Consider the following 21,624-nt stretch of genomic DNA (forward strand, 5'->3'; position numbering starts at 1 on the left):
CCCTTAAGCAGGTCCGTTTGAGGACGCGGCGGAACTTGAGCTCCGCCGCGCCGGCTTGAAGGGCTCCAGGATCAATAGATCTTGGAGAACTCTTCGATGTTCGACTTGTCGAACTTGAAGGGCGGAGCCATCGCGGCCGAGTTGGTGTCGTCGAGGGTGACCTTGCCGACACGGCCGATCGACAGCGTCGCACCCGGCTTGGCTTCTTCCTTCTTCACCGCCAGATCATGGGCGAGGTAGACGGCCGAGTAGCCGAGATCGATCGGGTTCCACAGTGCGACAGCCTGGCTGGCGCCGTTGTCGATGAACTTCTTGAACTCCGACGGCAGCGCCAGGCCGGTGACATTGACCTTGCCGATCAGGCCCTGGTCGGTCACCACCTGGGCGGCGGCCACGACGCCGACGGTGGTCGGTGCGATGATCGCCTTGAGGTTCGGATAGGATTTCAGCAGGCCCTTGGCCTCGTCCGTGCTCTTGGCCGAGTCGTCGTCGCCATAGACGGTGGCGACGAGATTGATCTTGGGGAATTTCTCCGGCAGCACCTTCTTGGCCGCTTCGATCCAGGCGTTCTGGTTGGTCGCGGTCGACGAAGCCGACAGTATGGCGACATCGCCGCCTTCCGGCAGATAGTCGGCGGCAAGCTTGATGATGGTCTCGCCGATCAGGTTGGTGTCCGAGGGGTTGAGGTGGAGTTGGCGGCCTTCCGGAGCGACGCCGGAATCCCACGAAATGACGGTGATGCCGCGATCCATCGCCTTCTTCAGCGCCGGCACCAGCGCGTCGGCGTCATTGGCCGAAATGGCGATCGCGTTGACCTTTTGGGCGATCAGCGAATTGATCACCTCGATCTGCGCTTCGGCGGTCGCCTTGGTCGGGCCGGTGTAGATGATATCGACGTCGCCGAGTTCCTTGGCCGCCTCTTCGGCGCCCTTGTTGGCGGCATCGAAGAAGCCGTTGCCGAGCGACTTCACCACCAGCGCGATCTTGACGTTCTCGGCATAGGCCGCATTCACGAAGATGGCGGCGGAGAACGCCGCCGTAACCATCAATTTCTTCAGAAAGCTCATCGAATATCCTCCCTTGAGCGTTGCATTCCATCGCCGCTGCGAACCCTCAGGCCTGCAGCGAAGATTCTTCCCTATTGCCTGCCGTTATGCGGGCGACGACCAGCGTCACACCGGCCTCCTCCAACATCTTGGCCTCGCGATCCTCGATGCCGTCGTCGGTGATGACCGTGGCAATGCGCGACAGGCCGCACAGGATCAGGCTCGAGCGTTTGCGGAATTTTGACGAGTCGACCAGCACCACCAGTTCGTCGGCCTGATCGATCAGTTTCTGCTCGGCCTGGATCAGCAGCGGATCGCCTTCCATCAGGCCGAGTGGCCCGAGCCCTTGCGCGCCCATGAACATGCGGCGCGCATAGAAATTGCGCGTCACGTCATTGTCGAAGGGCGACAGGATGATGTTCTGCTCGCGGTAGATGGTGCCGCCCGACAGCATCACCGTGTTCTTGGAGTGCTTGAGCAGGTGCTCGGCGATCGGAAAGGAATTGGTGAAGATCGGCATGCGGCGACCGGTCAGGAAATGCACCATCTGGAAGGTGGTGGTGCCGCCATTGATGATGATCGGCTCGCCGTCCTTGCACAGTTCCACGGCGTCCCGCGCGATCGCCCGCTTCTGCGCAGCGTTGATCGTCTCGTTGACGGAAAAAGGCCGGCCGGCAAGGCCGATGAATTGCGGCGGGGTGATCGCCTCGGCGCCGCCACGCACCCGGCGCAGGCGCTTTTGCACATGCAGTGCGGCGATGTCGCGCCGGATCGTCGCCTCGGACGAGTCCGTCAGGTCGACCATCTCCTGCACCGTCACCACAGGCTTTTCCTGGACGGCGGACAAAATGATCCTGTGGCGCTCTTTTTCGTGCATGGTTCCTCCCTGCCAGCACATCTAGGCACTCAAAACGCGCAGTGTCAATCATTTCCGATCAGATAAATTCATTGTGCAGTGCAATATGATCGATGTTGATCGTTTGTGATTGACAACGCCGCCGCTTGCGTAGAAATTCGGCCCAAAGGGACCGCACCGTTTGCGCGTCTCACGTCACGGGAGGATTACCTATGCTTGACAAGCGCTCCGGCACGCGCCTCGCCAATCTTTGGGATGAGGCGACAGCCCTGGGAATGAGCGAGCCGGAACGTCTCGTCTATCGCTCGAATGTTCTTGGCTCCGACAAGCGCGTCACCAACTATGGCGGCGGCAACACCTCTTCCAAGATCTGGCAAAAGGATCCGCTCACCGGCGAAAGCGTGGAAGTGCTGTGGGTGAAGGGCTCGGGCGGCGACAGCGCCTCGATTAAAACAGACGGTTTCGCCACCCTCTACATGGACAAGTTGCGCGCGCTGAAGGGTCTCTATCGCGGCCTCGAGCATGAGGACGAGATGGTCGCCTATCTGCCCCATTGCACCTTCAATCTTAACCCTCGCGCGGCCTCGATCGACACGCCGCTGCACGCCTTCGTGCCGAAGCCGCATGTCGACCACATGCATCCCGACGCCATCATCGCGATTGCCGCCGCCAAGGATTCGCAGGCGCTGACCAGGGAGATCTTCGGTGACGCGATCGGCTGGCTGCCATGGAAGCGTCCGGGCTTCGAGCTCGGCCTGTGGCTGGAAAAATTCTGCTCCGAAAACCCTGAGGCCAAGGGCGTTGTGCTGGCAAGCCATGGCCTGTTCACCTGGGGCGACACTCCAAAGGAATGCTACGAGACGACGATCTCGGTGATCAACCAGGCGATCGGCTGGTTCGAGCGCAAGTCTGAAGGCAAGCCGATCTTCGGCGGCGAAGTCGTCAAATCGCTCGATGCGCCGGCGCGTCGCGCCGTGGCGGCAAGGCTGATGCCGAGGATCCGCGGCCTGATCTCGGAGAAAAGCCACAAGCTCGGCCATTTCGACGATTCGCCGGCCGTGCTCGAATTCGTCAACTCGAAGGATTTGCGCCCGCTGGCGGCGCTCGGCACCTCCTGCCCGGATCATTTCCTGCGCACCAAGATCCGGCCGCTGGTCATCGAATTCGACCCCAAAAATTCTGATGTCGACGCCGTCATCGCCCGTCTCGCCGACGATCTGGCGGAGTATCGCGTTGGCTACCAGGCCTATTATGACAGGTGCAAGCATGCGGATTCGCCGCCGGTGCGTGATCCGAACGCCGTGGTCTATCTGATGCCCGGCGTCGGCATGTTCACCTTCGCCGGCGACAAGGCGACGGCGCGCATTTCGGGCGAATTCTACGTCAATGCCATCAATGTCATGCGCGGTGCCTCGACAGTGTCGACCTATGTCGGCCTGCCCGAGCAGGAAGCCTTCGACATCGAATACTGGCTGCTCGAAGAGGCAAAGCTGCAGCGCCTGCCCAAGCCGAAATCGCTTGCCGGCCAGATCGCGCTGGTCACCGGCGGCGCCGGCGGCATCGGCCGGGCGACGGCCAACCGGTTGCTGCGCGAGGGCGCCTGCGTCGTGCTGGCCGACATCGACGAGACCGCCCTTGCCAGCGCCAATGACGAATTGACCAAGGCCCATGGCAAGGATTTCGTGCGGCCGGTGGTGATCGACGTCACGTCAGAGGACCAGGTGATCTCCGGTTTCGCCGAGACGGCGGTCGAGTTCGGCGGCATCGACATCCTGGTGTCGAATGCCGGCCTGGCAACCTCGGCGCCGATCGAGGAGACGACGCTGGCGCTGTGGAACAAGAACATGGACATCTTGTCGACCGGCTATTTCCTCGCGTCGCGCGAAGCATTCCGGCTGTTTCGGGCGCAGAAGATCGGCGGCAATGTCGTCTTCGTCGCCTCCAAGAACGGGCTTGCCGCATCGCCCAATGCCGCCGCCTATTGCACGGCCAAGGCCGCCGAAATCCATCTGGCGCGCTGCCTGGCGCTGGAAGGCGCGGAGGCCCAGATCAGGGTCAATGTCGTCAATCCCGACGCCGTGCTGCGCGGCTCGAAGATCTGGACCGGCGAGTGGAAGGAACAGCGCGCCGCCGCCTACAAGATGTCGACTGACGACCTCGAGGAACACTACCGCTCACGCTCGATGCTGAAGCGTTCGGTGTTCCCCGAAGACATCGCCGAGGCGATCTATTTCTTCGCCTCCGACATGTCGGCCAAGTCGACCGGCAATATCGTCAATGTCGACGCCGGCAACGCCCAGAGTTTTACGCGCTAGGCGATCATTTTTTGAGGGTGGCGCTGCCCCTCACCCTTACCCTCTCCCCGTGAAGAACGGGGAGAGGGGGTCGCCAATGCCGGACACGCTTGTCCTTCTCCCCGTCGCTATACGGGGAGAAGGTGCCGGCAGGCGGATGAGGGGCAGCGCCAACCGAACGCATTTGGGAGGAAGCACCATGTCCGAAACCATCATCTCCGCCGACATCGTCGACAAGGGCAATCTCGCGCGCGCGGCCGAGCTCAAGCGCGATTACGATGCGCTCGGCGAACGCCTCGACCGCCGCGGCATCGCCGTCGACGCCATCCGCGGCAAGGTCGAAAAATTCGCCGTGGCGATCCCGTCCTGGGGCGTCGGCACCGGTGGCACCCGCTTTGCCCGCTTTCCCGGCGCCGGCGAGCCGCGCGATATCTTCGACAAGATCGAGGACTGCGCCGTCATCCGGCAGTTGACGCAGGCGACACCCACCGTCTCGCTGCACATTCCCTGGGACACGGCCGACCCGAACCGGCTGAAACAGGCGGCCTCGCGCTTCGGCCTCGGCTTCGACGCCATGAACTCCAACACCTTCTCCGACGCCAAGGACCAAAAACTGTCCTATAAATTCGGCTCGCTGTCGCATGCCGACGCCGGCACCCGCCGGCAGGCGGTCGAGCACAATCTCGAATGCATCGAGATCGGCAAGAAGCTGGGCTCCAAGGCGCTGACGGTGTGGATCGGCGACGGCTCGAATTTCCCGGGCCAGGTCAATTTCGCCAAGGCGTTCGAGCGTTATCTCGACGCAATGAAGGAGATCTACGCCGCGCTGCCTGACGACTGGAAGCTGTTCACCGAGCACAAAATGTACGAGCCGGCCTTCTATTCGACGGTCGTGCAGGATTGGGGCACCAACTACATCATCGCCAAAGAGCTCGGCGACAAGGCCTTTTGCCTGGTCGACCTCGGCCATCATGCGCCCAACGTCAATATCGAGATGATCGTGTCGCGGCTGATCCAGTTCAAGAAACTCGGCGGCTTCCATTTCAACGATTCGAAATATGGCGACGACGATCTCGATGCCGGCTCGATCGATCCCTACCGGCTGTTCCTCGTCTTTAACGAGCTGGTCGATGCCGAGCTTGCCGGTGCCGAAGGTTTTGATCCGGCTCACATGCTCGACCAGAGCCACAATGTCACCGACCCGATCGAAAGCCTGATGTTGTCGGCGGTCGAGGTGCAGCGCGCCTATGCGCAGGCGCTGCTGGTCGATCGCCAGGCGCTGGAAGGCTATCAGGATGCCAACGACGCGCTGATGGCGACGCAGACGCTGAAGTCCGCCTATCGCACCGACGTCGAGCCGATCCTCGCCATGGCGCGGGTGAACACGGGCGGCGCCATCGATCCGGTCGCCACCTATCGTGCCGCCGGCTACCGAGCCAAAATCGCGGCGGAACGGCCGCCGGTTGCCGGCGGCAGCGGTGGGATTGTTTGATGTCGGCTTGAAACAAAAAAACCCGCCTGAGGCGGGTCGCGGCGCGATGCGAGAGGCGTCGGCTAATTTCGAAAGCCTTCGCTTGTCATCAGCCTACCTACGCTGCGACGCAACTGCCAAATCTCCGCCATCTGCGATTAGCTACAAGCCAACACGCCTTCGTCATCCTAGGGCGGAGCAGGAGCGAAGCGACGTCGCGGAGATCCTAGGATCCATGCCGTTACATCAGCCGAAGATCGCAACTGTGGTTACGAACCGAACCGGCGCAGGCGTGCAAGCCCGCCGAAATCTTCCTTATTGTCAGTAGACTCGCCCGCTCCAAACGGCTTTTCTAGGCGCATCCCACGCATCGGAGAACGGCCATGCACCGCCGCACCCTAATCGCACTCAGTCTTTCCCTCACCTTGACCTTTGCGCCGCTGGCGGCCGCATTAGCCGCCTCGCCGCAGCCGGCGAAGGGCGAGCATGGCATGGTGGTGACCGCCCAGCATCTGGCGTCTGAAGTCGGCGTCGAGGTGCTGAAGAAGGGCGGCAACGCCGTCGATGCCGCGGTCGCCGTCGGCTACGCACTGGCTGTGGTCTATCCAAACGCCGGCAATATCGGCGGTGGCGGCTTCATGACCATCCGCTTCAAGGACGGCCGCTCGACGTTCCTCGATTTCCGCGAGCGCGCGCCGCTCGCCTCGACGAAAACCATGTATCTCGACAAGGACGGCAAGCCGGTGAAAGGCGCCAGCCTCGACGGCTATCTCGCTGTCGGCGTGCCGGGCTCGGTGGCAGGCTTCGAGACCGCACGGGAAAAATACGGCACGCTGACGCGGCAGGACTTGATGGCGCCGGCCATCCGCTATGCCCGGGATGGTTTTGTGCTGGAGCAGGGCGATGTCGCCTCGCTCGAAGGCGGCGCCGCGCGGCTGGCCAAGGACCCGGCCGCGGCCGCCATCTTCCTGAAGCCTGACGGCAAGCCCTATGCCGTCGGCGAGCGCCTTGTCCAGGCCGATCTCGCCGCCTCGCTCTCGGCCATCTCGGAACGAGGTCGTGATGCCTTCTACAAAGGACCGATCGCCGACGGCATCGTCAAGGCGAGCGCGCAGAAGGGCGGCATTCTGGCCAAGGCGGATTTCGAGACCTACGCGATCCGCGAACTCGAGCCGGTGACCTGCAATTACCGCGGCTATGAGATCACCTCCTCGCCGCCGCCGAGCTCGGGCGGCGTCATCATCTGCGAGATCCTCAACGTGTTGGAATTCTATCCGCTGTCCTATCTCGGCGCGGGTTCTGCCGAAACCGTCAAAGTCATGGTCGAGGCGATGCGCCATGCCTATGTCGACCGCAATTCGGCGCTCGGCGATCCCGACTTCGTCGACAATCCGGTCGAAAAGCTGCTCGACAAGAACTATGCGAAAGAAATCCGCGAAAAGATCGATCCGTTCCGGGCCGGCGTGTCGCAGGATCTGATGCCGAAGGGTTTTGGCGAGAGCCAGGAGACGACGCATTATTCGATCGTCGACAATGAAGGCAACGCCGTCGCGGTGACCTATACGCTGAACGGCTCGTTCGGCGCCGCCGTCGTCGCCGACGGCACCGGCATCCTGCTCAACAACGAGATGGACGATTTCACCCAGAAGCCGGGCGTGCCCAATCTCTACGGCCTCGTCCAGGGCGAGGCGAATGCGATCGCCCCGAGGAAGACGCCGCTGTCGTCGATGAGCCCGACCATCGTCGCCAAGGAAGGCAAGCCGTTCATGGTTATCGGCAGCCCCGGCGGATCGCGCATCATCACCATCACGCTGGCAGCGATCGTCAATGTCGTCGATCACGGCATGAACATCCAGGAGGCGATCGACGCGCCGCGCATCCATCACCAATGGCTGCCCGACACGGTCTATGTCGAACCGTTCGGCCTGTCGCCCGATACCGAAAAACTGCTTGCCGGGATGGGCTACCGCCTCGACGTCACCGATGCGACCTGGGGTCAGGCGGCCGGTATCCTGGTCGGCGGCAAGAGCCTGGCCGAGATCGAAAAGGGCGGCGGCGCCCGCTACAATGGCGCCATCGACAGCCGCGCCGCGTCCGGCGAGGCGATCGGATATTAATTTCTTTCGGTCAGATGACCAGCGTGATGGTGGACGCAATCAGCATCACCGCCGCGATGCCGACGAACAAGGCATAGATACGCGGCCGATCGAGCAGCAGCGCATTTCCCGATATCCACGCCGCGGTGGCGCCGCCAAGCGCGTACAGGAAGCCGTTGCGGTGCCCCAGGGCAAGGTTTGCGGCCATCAAGCCGCCAATGATGAGGGCGCCGAACACGATGATCACGGCGACCGCGTATTTCTCGAAATCGTTGCTGGCCACACCCGGACCCATCACGTTCAACGTCGTCAGGTCGTCCGGGTCGAAGGGGCTGGCCGACCCATATTCGTCTTGACCGGCAGGCTCGTGCATCATTCATTCTCCTTGAAGCGGCAACAAATCATCAAGCCTTGCCGAGTGCAACCGGATCGCGACGCGTTCAATGCCATCGGCACGGTCTTCAACACTTTCTGGCCGCGGCTTGCTACCGTCTTTTTGGATTTAATGCATGTCGCGCACAAGCATGCCCTCGGGCCTGACCCGAGGGTGTGCAGCGGTTTTGCGGTAACGACATGCAAAAAAACAACAACCTGAAGCGCGTCGCCGGTCAAACGCGACGCGCTTCAGGTCGGATCGTGCTGCCGCTCTAGGCGATCTGTCGCACTGGAATCGCCAGTCAGGGCGTTTTGACATGAAAGGCCGCCGCTCTGGAGCAGAACCGCTGTCCTGGCTTCGGCCTGGCCGCGCGTGACGTTGCCGGTGGCGAAGATTGGGCCGGTGGCCAAGATTGGGCCGGCGGCGAAGATTGGGTTGGTGGTGAAGAGTGGCCGGCGCCACCTTGGGGGGGCGTTGGGGTAGATTGCCTGATGGGCGCCGGCCAAGCGGAAATCAGGTCCGCCGCGAGCAAACATAGCAAGGAATGGCGCGGTATGGCAGTGGTGTGATCGCGGAAGATGGTTCGCGCTTTCCCGGTGCGGTGTCCCATTATCGGTCAACCCGTCTGGCACCTGAATTGCACAGTAACCAATGCCGGGGCAACGGCCCGGAAGTCGTTCCCGAATATCGGGCCTCGCCGCTTCGCAAATGGAGCGGCGGGCCTTTTTGGCTAGAGCATCGGCCCCGAACGTGGCTACCGGTTGCGGCAGCGTTTCGCAGCCCGCCGAGATTTGTCAGGCGGCGGGAGCCGGCGGCAGTTCGAACAGATGGGCGCCATTCTCCTGGCCCCGCTCGACATAACCGATTATCCGGAACCATTTTGCGACGTCCGGTCTCTGCAGCCAGCTGCGCGAGTGAATGGGGAGGTTGCCTGCAAGCGCCTGGATATGGCGAATGTGCCGCTTGCAGAAGCGAACGGTCGCGGCGCTGAAGAAATCTTCCTGCGCGGCGAACAGCGTATCGGCAGCGTCGCTATTCTCGTGCCAGGCGATGAGCGCTACGGTTTTTTCGCCCTGCACGAGCGCATGAGCACGGCCTTCCTTCAAGTTCATCATCAGATTGTCGTAGGCGATCTTGCTGTCCTTGCCGGCCGCGACGTACTCGTCCGATATCCGCTTCGACAGATCACGGAAAACACTTTCCAGATCTCCAACCGTTGCTGCGCGTGCTCTCATTTCGCCTCCTGGAGCCCCAGCGGGCAGTTTGCCCTAAGGATAGGGGATCACCAAGCAAATCAAATCCGTCATTCGCCCAATGCGAGCAAACAGTTTCGGCAGTGCCGGCCCGGTCGGGCGCGGGAAAAATGATTGGAGGTCGCCGAGAACCGCTACGCAACCTGCCGCAACACGGCGACCTGAATTCCCCCAACCGATTTCAGCCAAGCGGGCGTTATGCGCAACTTGCTGAAATTGCCTTGGAAAAATGGTGCCCAGAGGCGGATTAGGGAACCAAAATCAAACCGTAGGCGAAAGCCTGATTTCTCTTTGATTTACAGGTGCTTAGCCTGAACCGACGTTGTGGCCTCATTCCGCTATTGTGGACCTCTCGCGGTGCGAATGTGTACCGCGCCTTAGGATGCTAGCTGATCGAGAAAGATAAACAAGCCCGTGCTAAGCCCGAAGCTTTGATCGAGGCTTCTCGTTGATCCGGAAGAAGGAGTGCAACATTTTGACCACCCTGGCGCTGGCCTCGTCACCGACCTCTTGCACGCCAACTATCGGGCGGCCACGATGAGAGTACATAAAGGGCTCATCCGGTGAAAGCTTCAGACCTACGGCACCCACCCTGTATAAGACCGCTGCTGCGGTTCTCACAAACTGCTTCCGGCTGTAGTCGGTGTTGGTGTCACAGTGTGCAACCGCCGACCTTGTTAGCGGGTCAGTAGCCGCTTTTCCTTGGCCCACCGCCTCCAGCGCGATGTGGTCAACCTCCCCATCGTCTAGGCCAGAGAGCTTAAATGACACCTCTTTGGTGCGGAGAATTTCAAGCGCCGCCGCTAGAGAAGGGAAAGCGACCCTCCATTCGTCTACCAGCGCCTCATACCTAAACTGGGAATAACTTGTCTCGGCGGCGTAGACATCGCTCGGCGATATGCTGCTCTTATTCTCCGCAAGTTTAAAGCATTCGTTTACAAAAGAGATCAAGTCTCTTGGGCGCAGCAGGGTTCTCTCCAGTAGATAATCGAACGGCATCTGGTTGCGAATTTTATCAGCAAAAACGTCCTCAAAAAGCACTTGTCGTTGTGGGGAATATTTTCTGCGGAACGACAAGCCTATTCGTTTGTCTATGAGTTCCTTAAGTTTCTTTTCATCCCATTCTATGGCGACCACATAGTCTCGGAACTTCTCCCTCTGAAAACCGCTGTCTGCGTTTTCTTGGATTGATCGTTCGATTACGTCAGACCTAAGAGCTACTATGACCTTTAGATTGCGAATTGTCCGGAATTTCGTAAGAGCTTCGACAAGGGAGTTGATCATCCGGTACTTCAAACTATCATCTATCCACCGCTCATCCAGATGATCGACCAACATGTAGTATTTTTCGTTATCAGTTCGTTCGGCAAGCAGCGCGATAACTCTGGAAAGGTCCTGCAATTGCTCAGAATTCATCACCTTTCTAACCCGAGCTATAAATTCACTCTTGTTTTGTTGGCTTAAGTTAGCGCCGTACCCTGCCTTCGTGGCGAACTTAGACACGTCAATGCCGAGCTCCGCCTGAAACTTCTTTTCGTATGACTGAGTGAATTGTCGAAGATTTTCATCCATCTCAATCCATAGGCTTCCCGCGTAATCACGCAGATATTCTATCGCCCGGCTTTTGCTTTTGTCGCCTTTGACGCGATCATAGATCGAAGAGAACCAATTCTGAGACTGTTGCTCATCGCGAATTTTGTATCGTAACCGAATGAACTCCACCAGCAGCGCGTGCTTCCAAACTGCTTGGAAGAAAAGGTTTAAATCAGCGCCAATGTCGTGGAGAAACCGCAATATGTCAGAATTCGCGATATGCGTCATCGCCATCTCGCTTGGTGATATAAATGCAGCATTTTTGGTCCGCGTTATATACTGGATAATGGCGCTTTTTCCGGAGCCCGTCCGGCCGGACAGTATCGACGCATTTCTCGTGACATCAAGCGTCTCCGATAAGGCAGAGTTGCCGACGAAACACTCATAGAGAAGATCTTCGTCTTCTTCGGCCGCGTTTTTTCCAACACGAATGTCTCTCGTTATAAGGTGATTATTTCGTGCCACGGCTTCTCCCCCTGAGGACATAGTGCACATGCGCGGTTTCGGCTGCAACCGCCCAATGTCGCCTCTGCACACGTTTTGTGGTCACCGACTTTGCCGGCGGCCTTTGGCAGGGGCCTCACGGAGAATACAGCGCTGACTTCTGCGCCCTCCGAAGGCCGTGGCCGGCTGTATGGGCACCTGCAGGGCAAGATCACGCCGGATGAACTGGGGCGCGTGTTGGCAAAGGTAGCGAAGGAAGAAGGCGTCTAGTGCTGCCCGCCGATTGACCAGAAGTGGCCCTGAAGGGGGCGTCTCAAAATGAAGGAAAAATCCGAGGGGTCGAACTCGACAGTTGCAGCGGCGCGATACCCCCGGTGGGGGTCGTTCCGCGCTCGCACCTTCGGCCACCAATAGGCCTCTTTCATGCCCGGTAGCGGCTGGAGTGGCTTCAAGGGTCCGGAAGGTAGAATGTACCGTCCGGACCCGAACGGCGCTCCAGCCACGCTCTATTTGTCAGCACAACGAACGTTGGAATTAGACACACGCCTACTAGGCGCTTTGTCAGGCACAACTGGCAAGGGCCAAGTGATTAGCATGCACCTATCCTCCGGTTGGCCGCCCAACTAACCACGCCAACGCAATAACGAGAGCAGGCAGAAGTATCATGATCATGATATTGACGGCCGCGCTTCGGCGCCCTTCAGGACTAGAGCGTTGTGCATACAGAGCATAAGTCTCACGATCTGCCGAATGTTTGTTGCGCTCGGCCGTTTCTGCCTGCTCGCTAGCCTTTCTCTCCTGCTCTCTTGTCTCTTTCTCCTGCCTAGCGACTTGTGCTTCCTCCGCATCCTTTTTGTCCAAGCAAGCGGCGTCCTCATTCGACAGGCGAACACGTTGCCCGTCTATCCGCTCCGTGCGCTCATTGCGATAAGGATAGCCGCAGTGTGGGCAAGTTGCTGCCTTCAGACTTAGCTTTTGTTGGCATTCGTGACACAGCACCAGCATGTCGGCCCCTCCCATTTCCGACTGTGCCGCCAGGGGGGCAAGCATGTAAAGACCAAGAAATCCGCGGCTGTCCACTAGGGTATAGCCCAGCGTACAGACATGGCAGTGTCCGGAACGCTGTCCGTTAGGGTTGACATAGCTCAACGGACAAGTTAGTCAGCGTACATCACGCTAACGGACACCGAGTAGCACATGTCCAAGACCATTCTTTATGCCCGCGTATCGACTGCCGACCAGGCGCTCGATCACCAACGGACCCATGCGGAGGCCGCCGGGTTCACCATTGACGAGGTAGTGGCCGACCATGGGGTGTCCGGGGTGAGCACTACGCTTGCCGAGCGCCCCGAGGGCCGAAGGCTGCGGGACATGCTGCGCCGGGGCGATACGCTTGTGGTGCGCTGGGTGGACCGGCTTGGCCGCAACTATCAGGACGTTTGCGACACAATCCGGGAGTTCATGCGCAAGGGCGTGGTTGTCCGCACGGTGATCAATTCCATGACCTTCGACGGGGCAACTACAGACCCGATGCAGCAAGCCGTGAGGGACGCACTCATTGCCTTCATGGCCGCGACCGCCCAAGCACAGGCCGAGGCCACGAAGGAGGCCCAGCGGGCAGGCATAGAGGCCGCTCGGGCGCAGGAGGACCGCTATAGAGGCCGCAAGCCCAGCTACGACAGGGCCGCGCTACGGGCTGTCACTGACATGCTCGCGCAGGGACACGGCACGTCCGCCGTTGCCAAGTCGTCAGGGCTTACGCGGCAGACCGTGCTGCGGATCAAGGAAGACCCTGCGGCGGCCGAGAAGGCGCTCGCGGCTTGGGGCATGTGAAGGAGAGCACAGCAATGGCCTACACACTAGCAATGACCTTCATGGTCCTCTACGGAATTTGCGGAGCAGTTGCGGTTATCAGGATGATCGTGGGCCGGTAGAGAATGCTTCGGGGGTGGCCCGTTTCACGCGCGATCTGGCACTCCCCGGCTTTGGTATCCAAATCGCAGACTTGTCATCGCCGAAGGGCACCGCGCGTCCCTCCAACACGCAAATCGCGACCGCCGCGCAGACCACGGCGTCAAGCATGTCTTCGTAGGCTTTCCACTCTCGCCCGCTCGCTTTCGCATAGTCGAGTTCTGGCATCGCCGCTTCCACGCCCGAGATTTCGTTTTCCATCAGGGACGCAATACCCTTCATCTCGCGAAAGATGTTGAGGCTGCGGACCGTCGAGGGCTGGTCGGGCCAGTAGCTGCGTCGGTTGCCAAACTTGTACGGAAGACGCCGCTCGGCAGAAGCGAACTCGATGAGAGCTGGGTGGGGATAGACCTCAATTAGGCCGTGAGAGACGAGCCCAGAGGTGCGCAGCTGGTAGCCTATGTGCTCAAGGGCGGCCCGCAGAGTGTCACTTACGGCGCCGGGGCGGACGGCGCTCGGCGTATGCGTTCCGGCCCATCGCCCTCCGTACGCCCGAGAGACAGCATCGTCGCTTGCGCGGCGAGATACGATGGGCGTTCGCGAAAGCGGCATGTCGACCGCGACCAGATCGACCGGGCGTCCCGCCAAGGCGTGGGCTGCCTCTAACGCTTCGGAAGCACCTCCGATCAAGCCGGGTCGCGTCGTCGTGCTCTCTGGAAGCGCACAGAAGGCGCTGTAAGAGGACGCCGCTGCTCGTAAATGCCAGCCGCCGGGGACCTCAACCGCCAGTGCAACGCCGCTCGGCTGGGTCGACGTCCAGGCCGCATCTATTCCCAAGACCGCTCGCAAATCGTCCTCCTCCGAAAGACAACTATGGGCAATGATGTCGGCGCCATCAACTTTTTTCAGGCACCCTTGGGGCACAACGAGCCCGCCAATGCCTTGTGCTGCAAGGCTCCGCACTGGATTAGGTTTCCTGTGCAGAATAATCTAACGAATTCAGCTACTTAAAGATTGACATTGTGTCCGGATGGCCCCATATTGGCGCCACGCATACCCGAGCGGTGGGCTAGTCCTGACCGCTGAACCACCCCGAAGTCCAACCCGCTCAAGCGGCCCCGGCCCAAGAGCCCCAATCCAAAACCAGTTTGGCTGTACTGCGAACAGCCCGGTCGATTGCAGCCATGCCTGACGTGCCTTTAGGGGCCGTCAGCGGGACCGTACGGGGCAAGACGATGATCCCCGGCCGAACCATAAAATGGAAGCGGGCTAGTATTCGGGACTGGCAACTTTGCCAGACATGCGAGTGCCGCGTTTGCCGCCAATCCGGATTAGCCTCCGGAGCGGGAGCGGAACCAAGGGCTTACATCCCGAGGGGGAACCGTGAACCGGGCAGGTCAGGACGACACCCGGCGGCGACTGAAAACCAACAAATCATGGTCGGGGAAACTCGGCCTTTTTTCAACCTTCCGTCCCTGTGAACTTGGGGGCGGATACAAATATTAGGAGAAATGAATGCGAACATGTCGCGCTGCACACTGCGGCGCACCTACGTCTTCCCGCTTCAGCCCGCACTGTCGGCGCCACAAGAGCCAATTACGGCGCCAGGGCGATGTCGAGCAGTCCGCCATCAGGCGCAGCGAGCTTGCGCCATATGTTGCCCGCGTCCGCGAGCGTATCGCCAAGAACGCCCATAGTCCCCTTTGGGGCCACTTGGACGCCCGGTGGGCCACTCTGGCAAGCTCGGCAAGGGATTCTGCCGGCAACCGAGTGCAGAGCCGATACCAGCGACAGGCGGCGCATGAGGTTCTGAACCTCGATGCCGAATGCTCCGCAAGGGACATAGCCGTGACTGCAATGGCGATGTTCATGTTCTGGAGCGAGAGGCCGGAGCGGTTCCTGTCCGATGCCGCCTTTCGCCTCCAGCTCGTGAAGCGAGTGCGGGCACTCTCCAGTAGGCACTCGGGGCTTCGCTACGACCACCGAACGGGGAAGCAGGAGCGCGTTTACCGGGAGCTTAGTCCCAAGGCAGGGATGATTGTCGCGCGTGACCTGACAGCTGCCTTTGGGGGTGCCGGGCTACAATTCGCCGAACTCGAAAAACGTGACCAAGAAAGGAAACAAGCAATGACCGACGAAATCAACCAGCCCTTCGGGAGTTGGTGTGACGACAAGCCCCGAAACTATGCCCGCAACGTTCCGCGAGGCCGTTGATTGGCTACGCGCCAAAGCCGGACAGGAACCACTGACTACCAAGCCACGCCGGCTACCACTTGGGCGCATTCTCGTGGCCCCCACGGTGTTCCAAGTGCGCACAGGAGCAGCTGCCGGCGGCGTTACGGAGCCTATCCATGTCAAGGCTCTCCAGCATGCATTGGAGGCGAAGCCCGAGGATGGGCGCGTCCTTGATCCTGTCACAGTCTATGCGATCGGCAGCGGCGCCTACTGTATCGATGGGCACCACCGCTTGGCCGCCTATAGGGCTGCGAAGGTGAACGGGCCGGTGCCTGTCGAGTGGTTTGAAGGGAGCCTTGCCGAGGCCATTGCAGAGGCCGCCAAGCGGAACCAGAAGGTGAAGCTTCCGATGACCCAGGCGGAGCGTCTTGAGGCCGCGTGGCGTCTAGTGCTCTTGGGCGCACACTCCAAGCGGAGGACTGCGGAGGCGTCGGGCGTGAGTGAGCGAACTGTCGCCTCAATGCGGTCGTTCTACCGTCAACTGGCGGAACAAGGGTTGGAGGTGGGAAGCTATATGGAGGCCCTACGATGGGCCAAAGCGGGAGAGAACGACATCGACTACACGGACGCCATGCGAGAGGCTCAGATAGACCGCTACGTCAAGGGTTTCGTGAAACAGTTCGGACCACGAACACCTACTCATGCCGAGGAGTTCGCAGAGGCGGTGGAGAAGTGGGCGGGTAGTCAGTTCGCTGGAGCAGTCGCTTCTTGGCTGGCTCCGTCCGAGGACGAAGACACGGATTTCTGACCCCAGGCCTGGGGACCACCTATGCACCCTTTAGATGTGCAATTTGCACAGGCGGAGCGGTCCGCCAAACACGACTGAAAACAAGGAAAAACCAATGAATGCTTTCACCGAGGGGTCTTCGGACCTCCGGCCGTCGTCCATTGCGACGGCGCCTGTATTGGCAACCCCGGTCCCGGCGGCTGGGCTGCAACCATCAAAGTCATGGACGGCGACCAAGAGATCAGCCGGACACAAGTCGTCGGCTCTGAGCCGGCGCAGACAACCAACGTCCGAATGGAAATGAGCGGAGCCATCGGAGCCCTCCGCGCCCTTCCGGAGGACGATGACACGCCGGTCGCGGTATTCTGCGACAACGAGCTGGTAAGCAGGGGAATGAACGAATGGCTCTCGGGTTGGATTGCCCGAGGCTGGCGAACGGCAGGCAAGAAGCCAGTCAAAAACGTAGACCTATGGCAGGAGCTTTCCGCGCTTGCGACTGCCCGCACGATCACTTGGCATTGGGTGAAAGGCCATGCGGGTGACCCTCATAACGAGGAGGTGGATGCACTTGCCAACGCCGCTGCGGCAGAAGCATTACAGCAATCCCAAGTCGCCTAACAGCTCAAGAATAGATGTATCGGCCCCGGTGCAGTGACGTGCCGGGGCACACGCTGGGCGTTCCATAAGCGCTTGCTAACGGAACGCTTACGCGGTCAAATCGGGCCGGTGTTCCTATTCTTTTATCTCCGGTGCGGCCTATCAACTCAGCCCGGTGCGCCTTGCCCAGCGATACCGGCGCAGGCGATTCCGTTCCTCGACTTCTCGCTTGAGCAGGGCGAGCTGCTTTTCTCTATACTCGTCCTCCCGTTGACGAAGGATTTTTTCCCACTCGGGTAGCGGATGACCTGTTAGGGCATTGGCTATGAAGTCCGGTACAGGTATCTCCATTATGAGCCGACCACGAATCCCCTCACTTTCGAGGTGTTCGGGGAAGAGGCACCATAGCGTAGGGGGCCTCGGTACAGGGTCTTCGGGCGCTCGAATATCTTCTGGTCCAAAGTCAAAGAACACGGGGACTCTGCATTCAAGCCAGTCCTTTGGCAGAGCTTCATCGGTATAATCCAGCGCCCACATATTCGGGCGCAGGTTTCGCCAATCGAAAGTCGATTTCGAGAAGCGGGGCCTATCCCGGCTACGCCGCATACCGTCTACGACCCACGTCATATTACCGTAGAAGCCGGTTCGCGCGCTGCGCTCAATCTCCGTAATTGCCGAGTGCTGGAATTCAATAACAAGACCATGGGGGGCCTTGAGGTCCGCTATGTGTCTTTCCCCGTCAGGTGCGCGGTGCCCGACTTCATGCCAATCGGGAGGAAAATGTGCCTTCCACCGGCGATGCCATTCCGTTTCCGGTTCCCACCACGGGTCACATTGTCTCTTGCCCAAGTGGGACCAGTGCCAAATCTTATGCTTTCCGCATTTCGATAAGACAGGAGAGCCGCAGTGCGGGCATTCCCCACGTAGGCCGGGAGCGGCCGCCGCGCGGCTGCCCTCAACGATGGCATATTGCATGGTCAACTCGCGGTTTGTCTCATCAAGGCAACAAGATAAGCATTCAATACGGTGGGTGCGGAGCTATCACGTTTCGCAGTTGGCTTCGCCACACCGCCCTTCCACTACCCTCTAGGTCCTTTGCCGGGGCCGCTTGCCGGCGCCCAACGCAGCCCTAAGTCCCCGTTCGGCCACCTCCAGCCGAGCGTCTGGGCCGCCATACCGCTCGCTCATCCCGCCGCTTGAATGGCCCAATATGAGGTTTCGGTCAAACTCGCTCACGCCGGCAAGCGTCAGGCGGTCCTCCATGCGGTGGCGGAGAGAGTGGACAACGATCTTCGGGTCATCGGTGATCGCCCAACGTGCTTCATGAGAGAAGCCGACGCGGTATCAGCACCGCGCAGCCTCCCGTAGCTGGAGAACAGCGCGGGACCCTTTCCGGCCGCCTTAACGGCCTCTCGCGCGGCCTTGAGCGCGTCACCGATCAGCGGGACCCTCCTCACAGAGCCCGCCGTCTTGAGACGCCTGTGGGGGTGGGGGACGAGGTTGATGTAGGGAATGGTGGCATCGAGCATCACGTCAGAGAGGAGAAGCCCTGCCACCTCGCCGAGACGGCATCCGGTCCCCTCGACCATCCGCCATATGCGCCACAGGTCTTCCCCTGCATGGGCCTCTATGCGTTGCCGGAGGGGGGCCATCATCGTCTCCGGGATCGGCTTGCGCTCGTCGCTGGCCGCTGTGGTCGATGCTTCCGCCCCTCTGATAGGAAGGTTCTGGAAAGGGTTCGCCATCGTGTCCCGAAGGCCGAACTCCGTCATGCCGAGATTGATCACGGCGCGGATATCATTCATGTAGCGCCGCACGGTCGCGGCCTTCATACCAAGATCGCGCACAAGGTAGTCCCGGACTTTTCGGGCATCCTCTCTGGCGAGGCTGGTCAATGCCCTCTCCTTACCGACGCCCGCCGCAGATAGGTGCTCCATGTTGCGGTTTACCCGCGCCGTCTTCGCAGTTTCGTTGATGTCGCCGTCTACGCGCTCTTTCAGGTATAGCTTTCGGGCGTCCTCGACCGTGGGGGCGGGACGGGACAGCTTCCCGCCGCTGGAGAGAATAGCCACCGCGCGGCCCTCGACTTCATCCCCCGCCGCATCATTCTGTCTCGACAGGTAGCTTTCCCGGATCACGTCAGCGGCATCGGGGTCACTACCGGGCAACGTACGGCCTCCGATGTGGACGGTCATGGCCGCCAGCTCTTTCGCCCGCAGCTCTGCCATCCGGTGCAGTTCCATGGGTGTCAAGCTGGCAAGCGAAGCCGTAGACTCCTCCCTACGCGCAGCCGCCACCACTCTCTCAAATTCGGCATGAACCTTCGGGTAGTTGCGCAGCGCCTCACGCTCTGTTTCGCCGAGAAGGCGCTTGAACTCTCCCTTGCCGACGAGTGGCGCTACGTTTCGAGGCAGCCTTCTCCTGTAATGCCAAGTGCCGGCTTTCGTTTGGACTACGTGCTTCAAAACAAGCCCCATTGTGGACCTCCGGTGTACCGGAATGTGGACCGCGAGGAAAGGCTAAGCCTTGAAATCGTTGAGAAATAGGGATTTCCGAAGAGGGGATGGTGCCCAGAGGCGGAATCCAAACGATGGAAAACTCTCTCTGTTTCCAAATCGTTAGGACTCACGCTATAGCAGGACTAGCCAACAAAAATACCAACAAAATATTTCTGTGGATTGTTTCGGTTCCCGGATATAGCTCTATTTGCTCAATGCCATCGCGTCCCAACCTTATCTCAAAAGCCCATTGCTGTCGTTACTCGAGCTTGGTCCAGATAAGTCCTCTCGATCGCATTCCATGGTGCGTGAGCAAATCGCAGGTCCGCTGCCTCCGATTTCCCGACCTCTGATCGCTCTAGCCATCGAGGTTCCGGCCATCGCGGTGGCCGCCTTCTGCGTCATCTACGCTTCGGTCAGCAGCGCATGTCAGGCGCTCCCAGCCGAGCGGCCGGCCAGCCTCAGCAGACCGCGCAGGATCAAGGCGACCGCTTCGTCAGCGTGAACTGTCCGTACCAATTTGCGGTTCTCCTCCTCCGTCAGGCCATTGTTCAAGCTGGAAGGATCGAACCCAGCATTTCGGCCGGGCCAAGCCAGCGGCGCGGCTTTGGGCGCAAGCAGCTTCAATTTTTGCGCGATGTCGCGCGCGCATCCGCCAAAGCCTCCGAGGAGGAAAACTGGCTGTCCGGCCTGGAGCGCAAAGAGCGTCTCCTCAGGCGATACCCGGCATGCGCCCCTTGTAGCCGCTCACGCGCCCGCCGAGAACCACGCGCGCGTCTGCCGCGTCGGTCAGGACCGCGCGCATGGCCGTCCGCCCGTCCGCCCACTCCTCGTCCGTGGGAGTGGTGGGTTGAGGCGCGAGCGCGTCGAGCGGGCCATCTGAACCGTACCGATCGGGCTAATAGGGAATTGGGCGAAAGCTCGGTCATCATTTTTTCGTAGACAGCGGGGTCAGTGGCAGCTTTGCATTCGACATTTCCCAGCGCTGTCCGGGCGTTTTGCCTTTTGACTTTTCCGACCTCTTTGACAGTCAGTACTCTCTTGGTGCCATTTTCTTCGATAGTGCACTGATCGCCGTAGCAGGCGGTTACTTGGGCCAAAGCCGCCGGTGTGGCAAAGAGAAACCAAGAAAGGAAAAGCGGGGGTGACTGCTTGCTGCATCGAGATGGATAATCGAATGAGAGTGCTTATGTTCGAGCATGAAGCAGCAGTCGGTCAACGGGGCAAATCCATGAACCACCATATCGAAGAACTGTCGATGGGGGTGATCAAAGCTCGCCTTGATGGCCGCCACGCTCGACCGGGCAGCACGTCCTTGTAAGTTGGGAACAACCTAGTCTTTGAGATAGACGGAAGAGCGGGAGAGAAACCGGACTTTCTGATCTTCGCCGATTTGGAACATCAAGGATTGCATAATTGGCGGCTGTCGTTTAGGTAGCCGCATAACAGCCTGCGGGGGCTAAATGAAATCTTTTAGTGAGGGGGGATTCCCTCTTTCGGGCGTCCGGAATGCATTGCTGGCAGCGGCGTGCGCGGTTTCGTGCGCGTGGCCGGCTGCCTCCGCCGGGCAGGTGCTGAAGGGCAAGGCTTCCGTCGTTGACGGGGACACGATCGAAATCCACGGCGAAAGCATCCGCTTCAACGGGGTCGACGCGCCCGAATCGGCGCAGGTCTGCCTGAACGGCAAAGGGAAGAAATACGGCTGCGGCGCGAAGTCAGCCGACGCACTTGCCTCGTATCTCTCGAAATCTTCGCCGACCGCTTGCGAATTCGTTGAACGGGACCGCTACGGGCGGTTTGTCGGCAACTGCTTCAGGGCAGACGGTGCCAGCGTGCAGGAATGGCTCGTAGCGAACGGTCACGCTCTCGACTGGCCGCGCTACAGCAACGGAACCTATGCCGGGAAGCAGAAGGAAGCGCGCGCCTCAAAGCGCGGCCTGTGGTCCGGATCCTTCGACCTTCCCTGGGAATGGCGGGCAAGCAGGAGCGAGCCTGCCACAGCCCTCCCGCTGCTTACCCCGCTGGCCGAAGTTTCAGCCGCAAGCGGCTGCAAAATCAAGGGAAACATCAGCGCGAAGGGCGAGCGCATCTTCCATGTCCCCGGACAGGAGCACTACGCCCGCACCAGGATTTCTGAAGGCAAGGGCGAACGCTGGTTCTGCAGCGATGCCGAAGCGGTTGCCGCAGGCTGGCGGCCGGCCCGCAAGTAGCGGCCGCATCAAGAACA

General features: G+C 60.3%; 16 protein-coding genes and 3 pseudogenes. 8 read left to right on the forward strand and 11 right to left on the reverse strand.

From position 1 onward, the window contains the following. Positions 1 to 71: 71 nt before the first annotated feature. Positions 72 to 1,067 carry a rhamnose ABC transporter substrate-binding protein gene (rhaS, locus tag AC0L2B_RS32580; protein ID WP_023803287.1) on the reverse strand — a complete coding sequence of 332 codons (996 nt, stop codon included), beginning with the start codon at positions 1,065 to 1,067 and terminating at the stop codon, positions 72 to 74. Positions 1,068 to 1,113: 46 nt separating this feature from the next. Then, positions 1,114 to 1,923: a DeoR/GlpR family DNA-binding transcription regulator gene (locus tag AC0L2B_RS32585; RefSeq protein WP_473748237.1), complete on the reverse strand. Its 810-nt coding sequence runs from the start codon at positions 1,921 to 1,923 to the stop codon at positions 1,114 to 1,116. A 191-nt stretch (positions 1,924 to 2,114) separates the two neighbouring features. Here AC0L2B_RS32585 and AC0L2B_RS32590 point away from each other — a divergent pair, with 191 nt between their 5' ends. The 3 genes from AC0L2B_RS32590 (at position 2,115) to ggt (ending at position 7,784) form a co-directional block, all read left to right on the forward strand. After that, the gene (locus AC0L2B_RS32590; RefSeq protein WP_473748238.1) at positions 2,115 to 4,217 is read left to right on the forward strand and encodes a bifunctional rhamnulose-1-phosphate aldolase/short-chain dehydrogenase; all 2,103 of its coding nucleotides are present in this window, start codon (positions 2,115 to 2,117) and stop codon (positions 4,215 to 4,217) included. A 178-nt stretch (positions 4,218 to 4,395) separates the two neighbouring features. Then, complete coding sequence (gene rhaI / locus AC0L2B_RS32595) at positions 4,396 to 5,688, forward strand: L-rhamnose catabolism isomerase (protein ID WP_473748239.1); 1,293 nt, start codon at positions 4,396 to 4,398, stop codon at positions 5,686 to 5,688. Positions 5,689 to 6,050: 362 nt separating this feature from the next. Next, entirely contained in the window at positions 6,051 to 7,784 is a 1,734-nt protein-coding gene (gene ggt / locus AC0L2B_RS32600; protein WP_473748240.1) for a gamma-glutamyltransferase, read from the forward strand. A 10-nt stretch (positions 7,785 to 7,794) separates the two neighbouring features. On the opposite strand, the gene AC0L2B_RS32605 is transcribed toward ggt, so the two are convergent. From AC0L2B_RS32605 to AC0L2B_RS32620, 4 genes are all read right to left on the reverse strand, one after another. Then, positions 7,795 to 8,139: a hypothetical protein gene (locus AC0L2B_RS32605; protein ID WP_036263803.1), complete on the reverse strand. Its 345-nt coding sequence runs from the start codon at positions 8,137 to 8,139 to the stop codon at positions 7,795 to 7,797. A gap of 794 nt (positions 8,140 to 8,933) precedes the next feature. Then, positions 8,934 to 9,374: a hypothetical protein gene (locus AC0L2B_RS32610; protein ID WP_128177700.1), complete on the reverse strand. Its 441-nt coding sequence runs from the start codon at positions 9,372 to 9,374 to the stop codon at positions 8,934 to 8,936. A gap of 435 nt (positions 9,375 to 9,809) precedes the next feature. After that, entirely contained in the window at positions 9,810 to 11,450 is a 1,641-nt protein-coding gene (locus AC0L2B_RS32615) for a P-loop ATPase, Sll1717 family (protein WP_473748241.1), read from the reverse strand. A gap of 579 nt (positions 11,451 to 12,029) precedes the next feature. Beyond that, positions 12,030 to 12,434 carry a hypothetical protein gene (locus AC0L2B_RS32620; RefSeq protein ID WP_473748242.1) on the reverse strand — a complete coding sequence of 135 codons (405 nt, stop codon included), beginning with the start codon at positions 12,432 to 12,434 and terminating at the stop codon, positions 12,030 to 12,032. Positions 12,435 to 12,626: 192 nt separating this feature from the next. Between AC0L2B_RS32620 and AC0L2B_RS32625 the strand changes: the two genes are divergently transcribed. Beyond that, a complete protein-coding gene (locus AC0L2B_RS32625; RefSeq protein ID WP_473748243.1) occupies positions 12,627 to 13,262 on the forward strand; it encodes a recombinase family protein in 636 nt (211 codons plus the stop codon). 78 nt (positions 13,263 to 13,340) lie between these two features. Here AC0L2B_RS32625 and AC0L2B_RS32630 read toward each other — a convergent pair whose 3' ends face one another. Continuing rightward, a complete protein-coding gene (locus AC0L2B_RS32630; RefSeq protein ID WP_473748244.1) occupies positions 13,341 to 14,303 on the reverse strand; it encodes a DUF429 domain-containing protein in 963 nt (320 codons plus the stop codon). 885 nt (positions 14,304 to 15,188) lie between these two features. On the opposite strand from AC0L2B_RS32630, the gene AC0L2B_RS32635 reads away from it, so the two are divergent. From AC0L2B_RS32635 to rnhA, 3 genes and pseudogenes are all read left to right on the forward strand, one after another. Next, positions 15,189 to 15,554: a hypothetical protein gene (locus AC0L2B_RS32635; protein WP_473748245.1), complete on the forward strand. Its 366-nt coding sequence runs from the start codon at positions 15,189 to 15,191 to the stop codon at positions 15,552 to 15,554. Between the two features lie 73 nt (positions 15,555 to 15,627). Further along, entirely contained in the window at positions 15,628 to 16,323 is a 696-nt protein-coding gene (locus tag AC0L2B_RS32640) for a hypothetical protein (RefSeq protein ID WP_473748246.1), read from the forward strand. Between the two features lie 126 nt (positions 16,324 to 16,449). Beyond that, a pseudogene (gene rnhA, locus AC0L2B_RS32645) lies at positions 16,450 to 16,920 on the forward strand (ribonuclease HI); the annotation flags it as partial. A 141-nt stretch (positions 16,921 to 17,061) separates the two neighbouring features. Here the strand turns inward: rnhA and AC0L2B_RS32650 are convergent. The 4 genes and pseudogenes from AC0L2B_RS32650 to AC0L2B_RS32665 form a co-directional block, all read right to left on the reverse strand. Beyond that, the gene (locus AC0L2B_RS32650; protein ID WP_473748247.1) at positions 17,062 to 17,874 is read right to left on the reverse strand and encodes a competence protein CoiA; all 813 of its coding nucleotides are present in this window, start codon (positions 17,872 to 17,874) and stop codon (positions 17,062 to 17,064) included. 272 nt (positions 17,875 to 18,146) lie between these two features. Beyond that, positions 18,147 to 19,376, reverse strand: coding sequence for a DUF6538 domain-containing protein (locus AC0L2B_RS32655; protein WP_473748248.1), 1,230 nt, complete (start codon positions 19,374 to 19,376; stop codon positions 18,147 to 18,149). A 450-nt stretch (positions 19,377 to 19,826) separates the two neighbouring features. Next, a pseudogene (locus AC0L2B_RS32660) lies at positions 19,827 to 20,099 on the reverse strand (hypothetical protein); the annotation flags it as partial. A 10-nt stretch (positions 20,100 to 20,109) separates the two neighbouring features. Then, a pseudogene (locus AC0L2B_RS32665) lies at positions 20,110 to 20,238 on the reverse strand (hypothetical protein); the annotation flags it as partial. 622 nt (positions 20,239 to 20,860) lie between these two features. Here AC0L2B_RS32665 and AC0L2B_RS32670 point away from each other — a divergent pair. Next, positions 20,861 to 21,607 carry a thermonuclease family protein gene (locus AC0L2B_RS32670; RefSeq protein ID WP_473510108.1) on the forward strand — a complete coding sequence of 249 codons (747 nt, stop codon included), beginning with the start codon at positions 20,861 to 20,863 and terminating at the stop codon, positions 21,605 to 21,607. Positions 21,608 to 21,624: the final 17 nt, after the last annotated feature.

The organism is Mesorhizobium sp. WSM4815 (genome assembly GCF_055811575.1).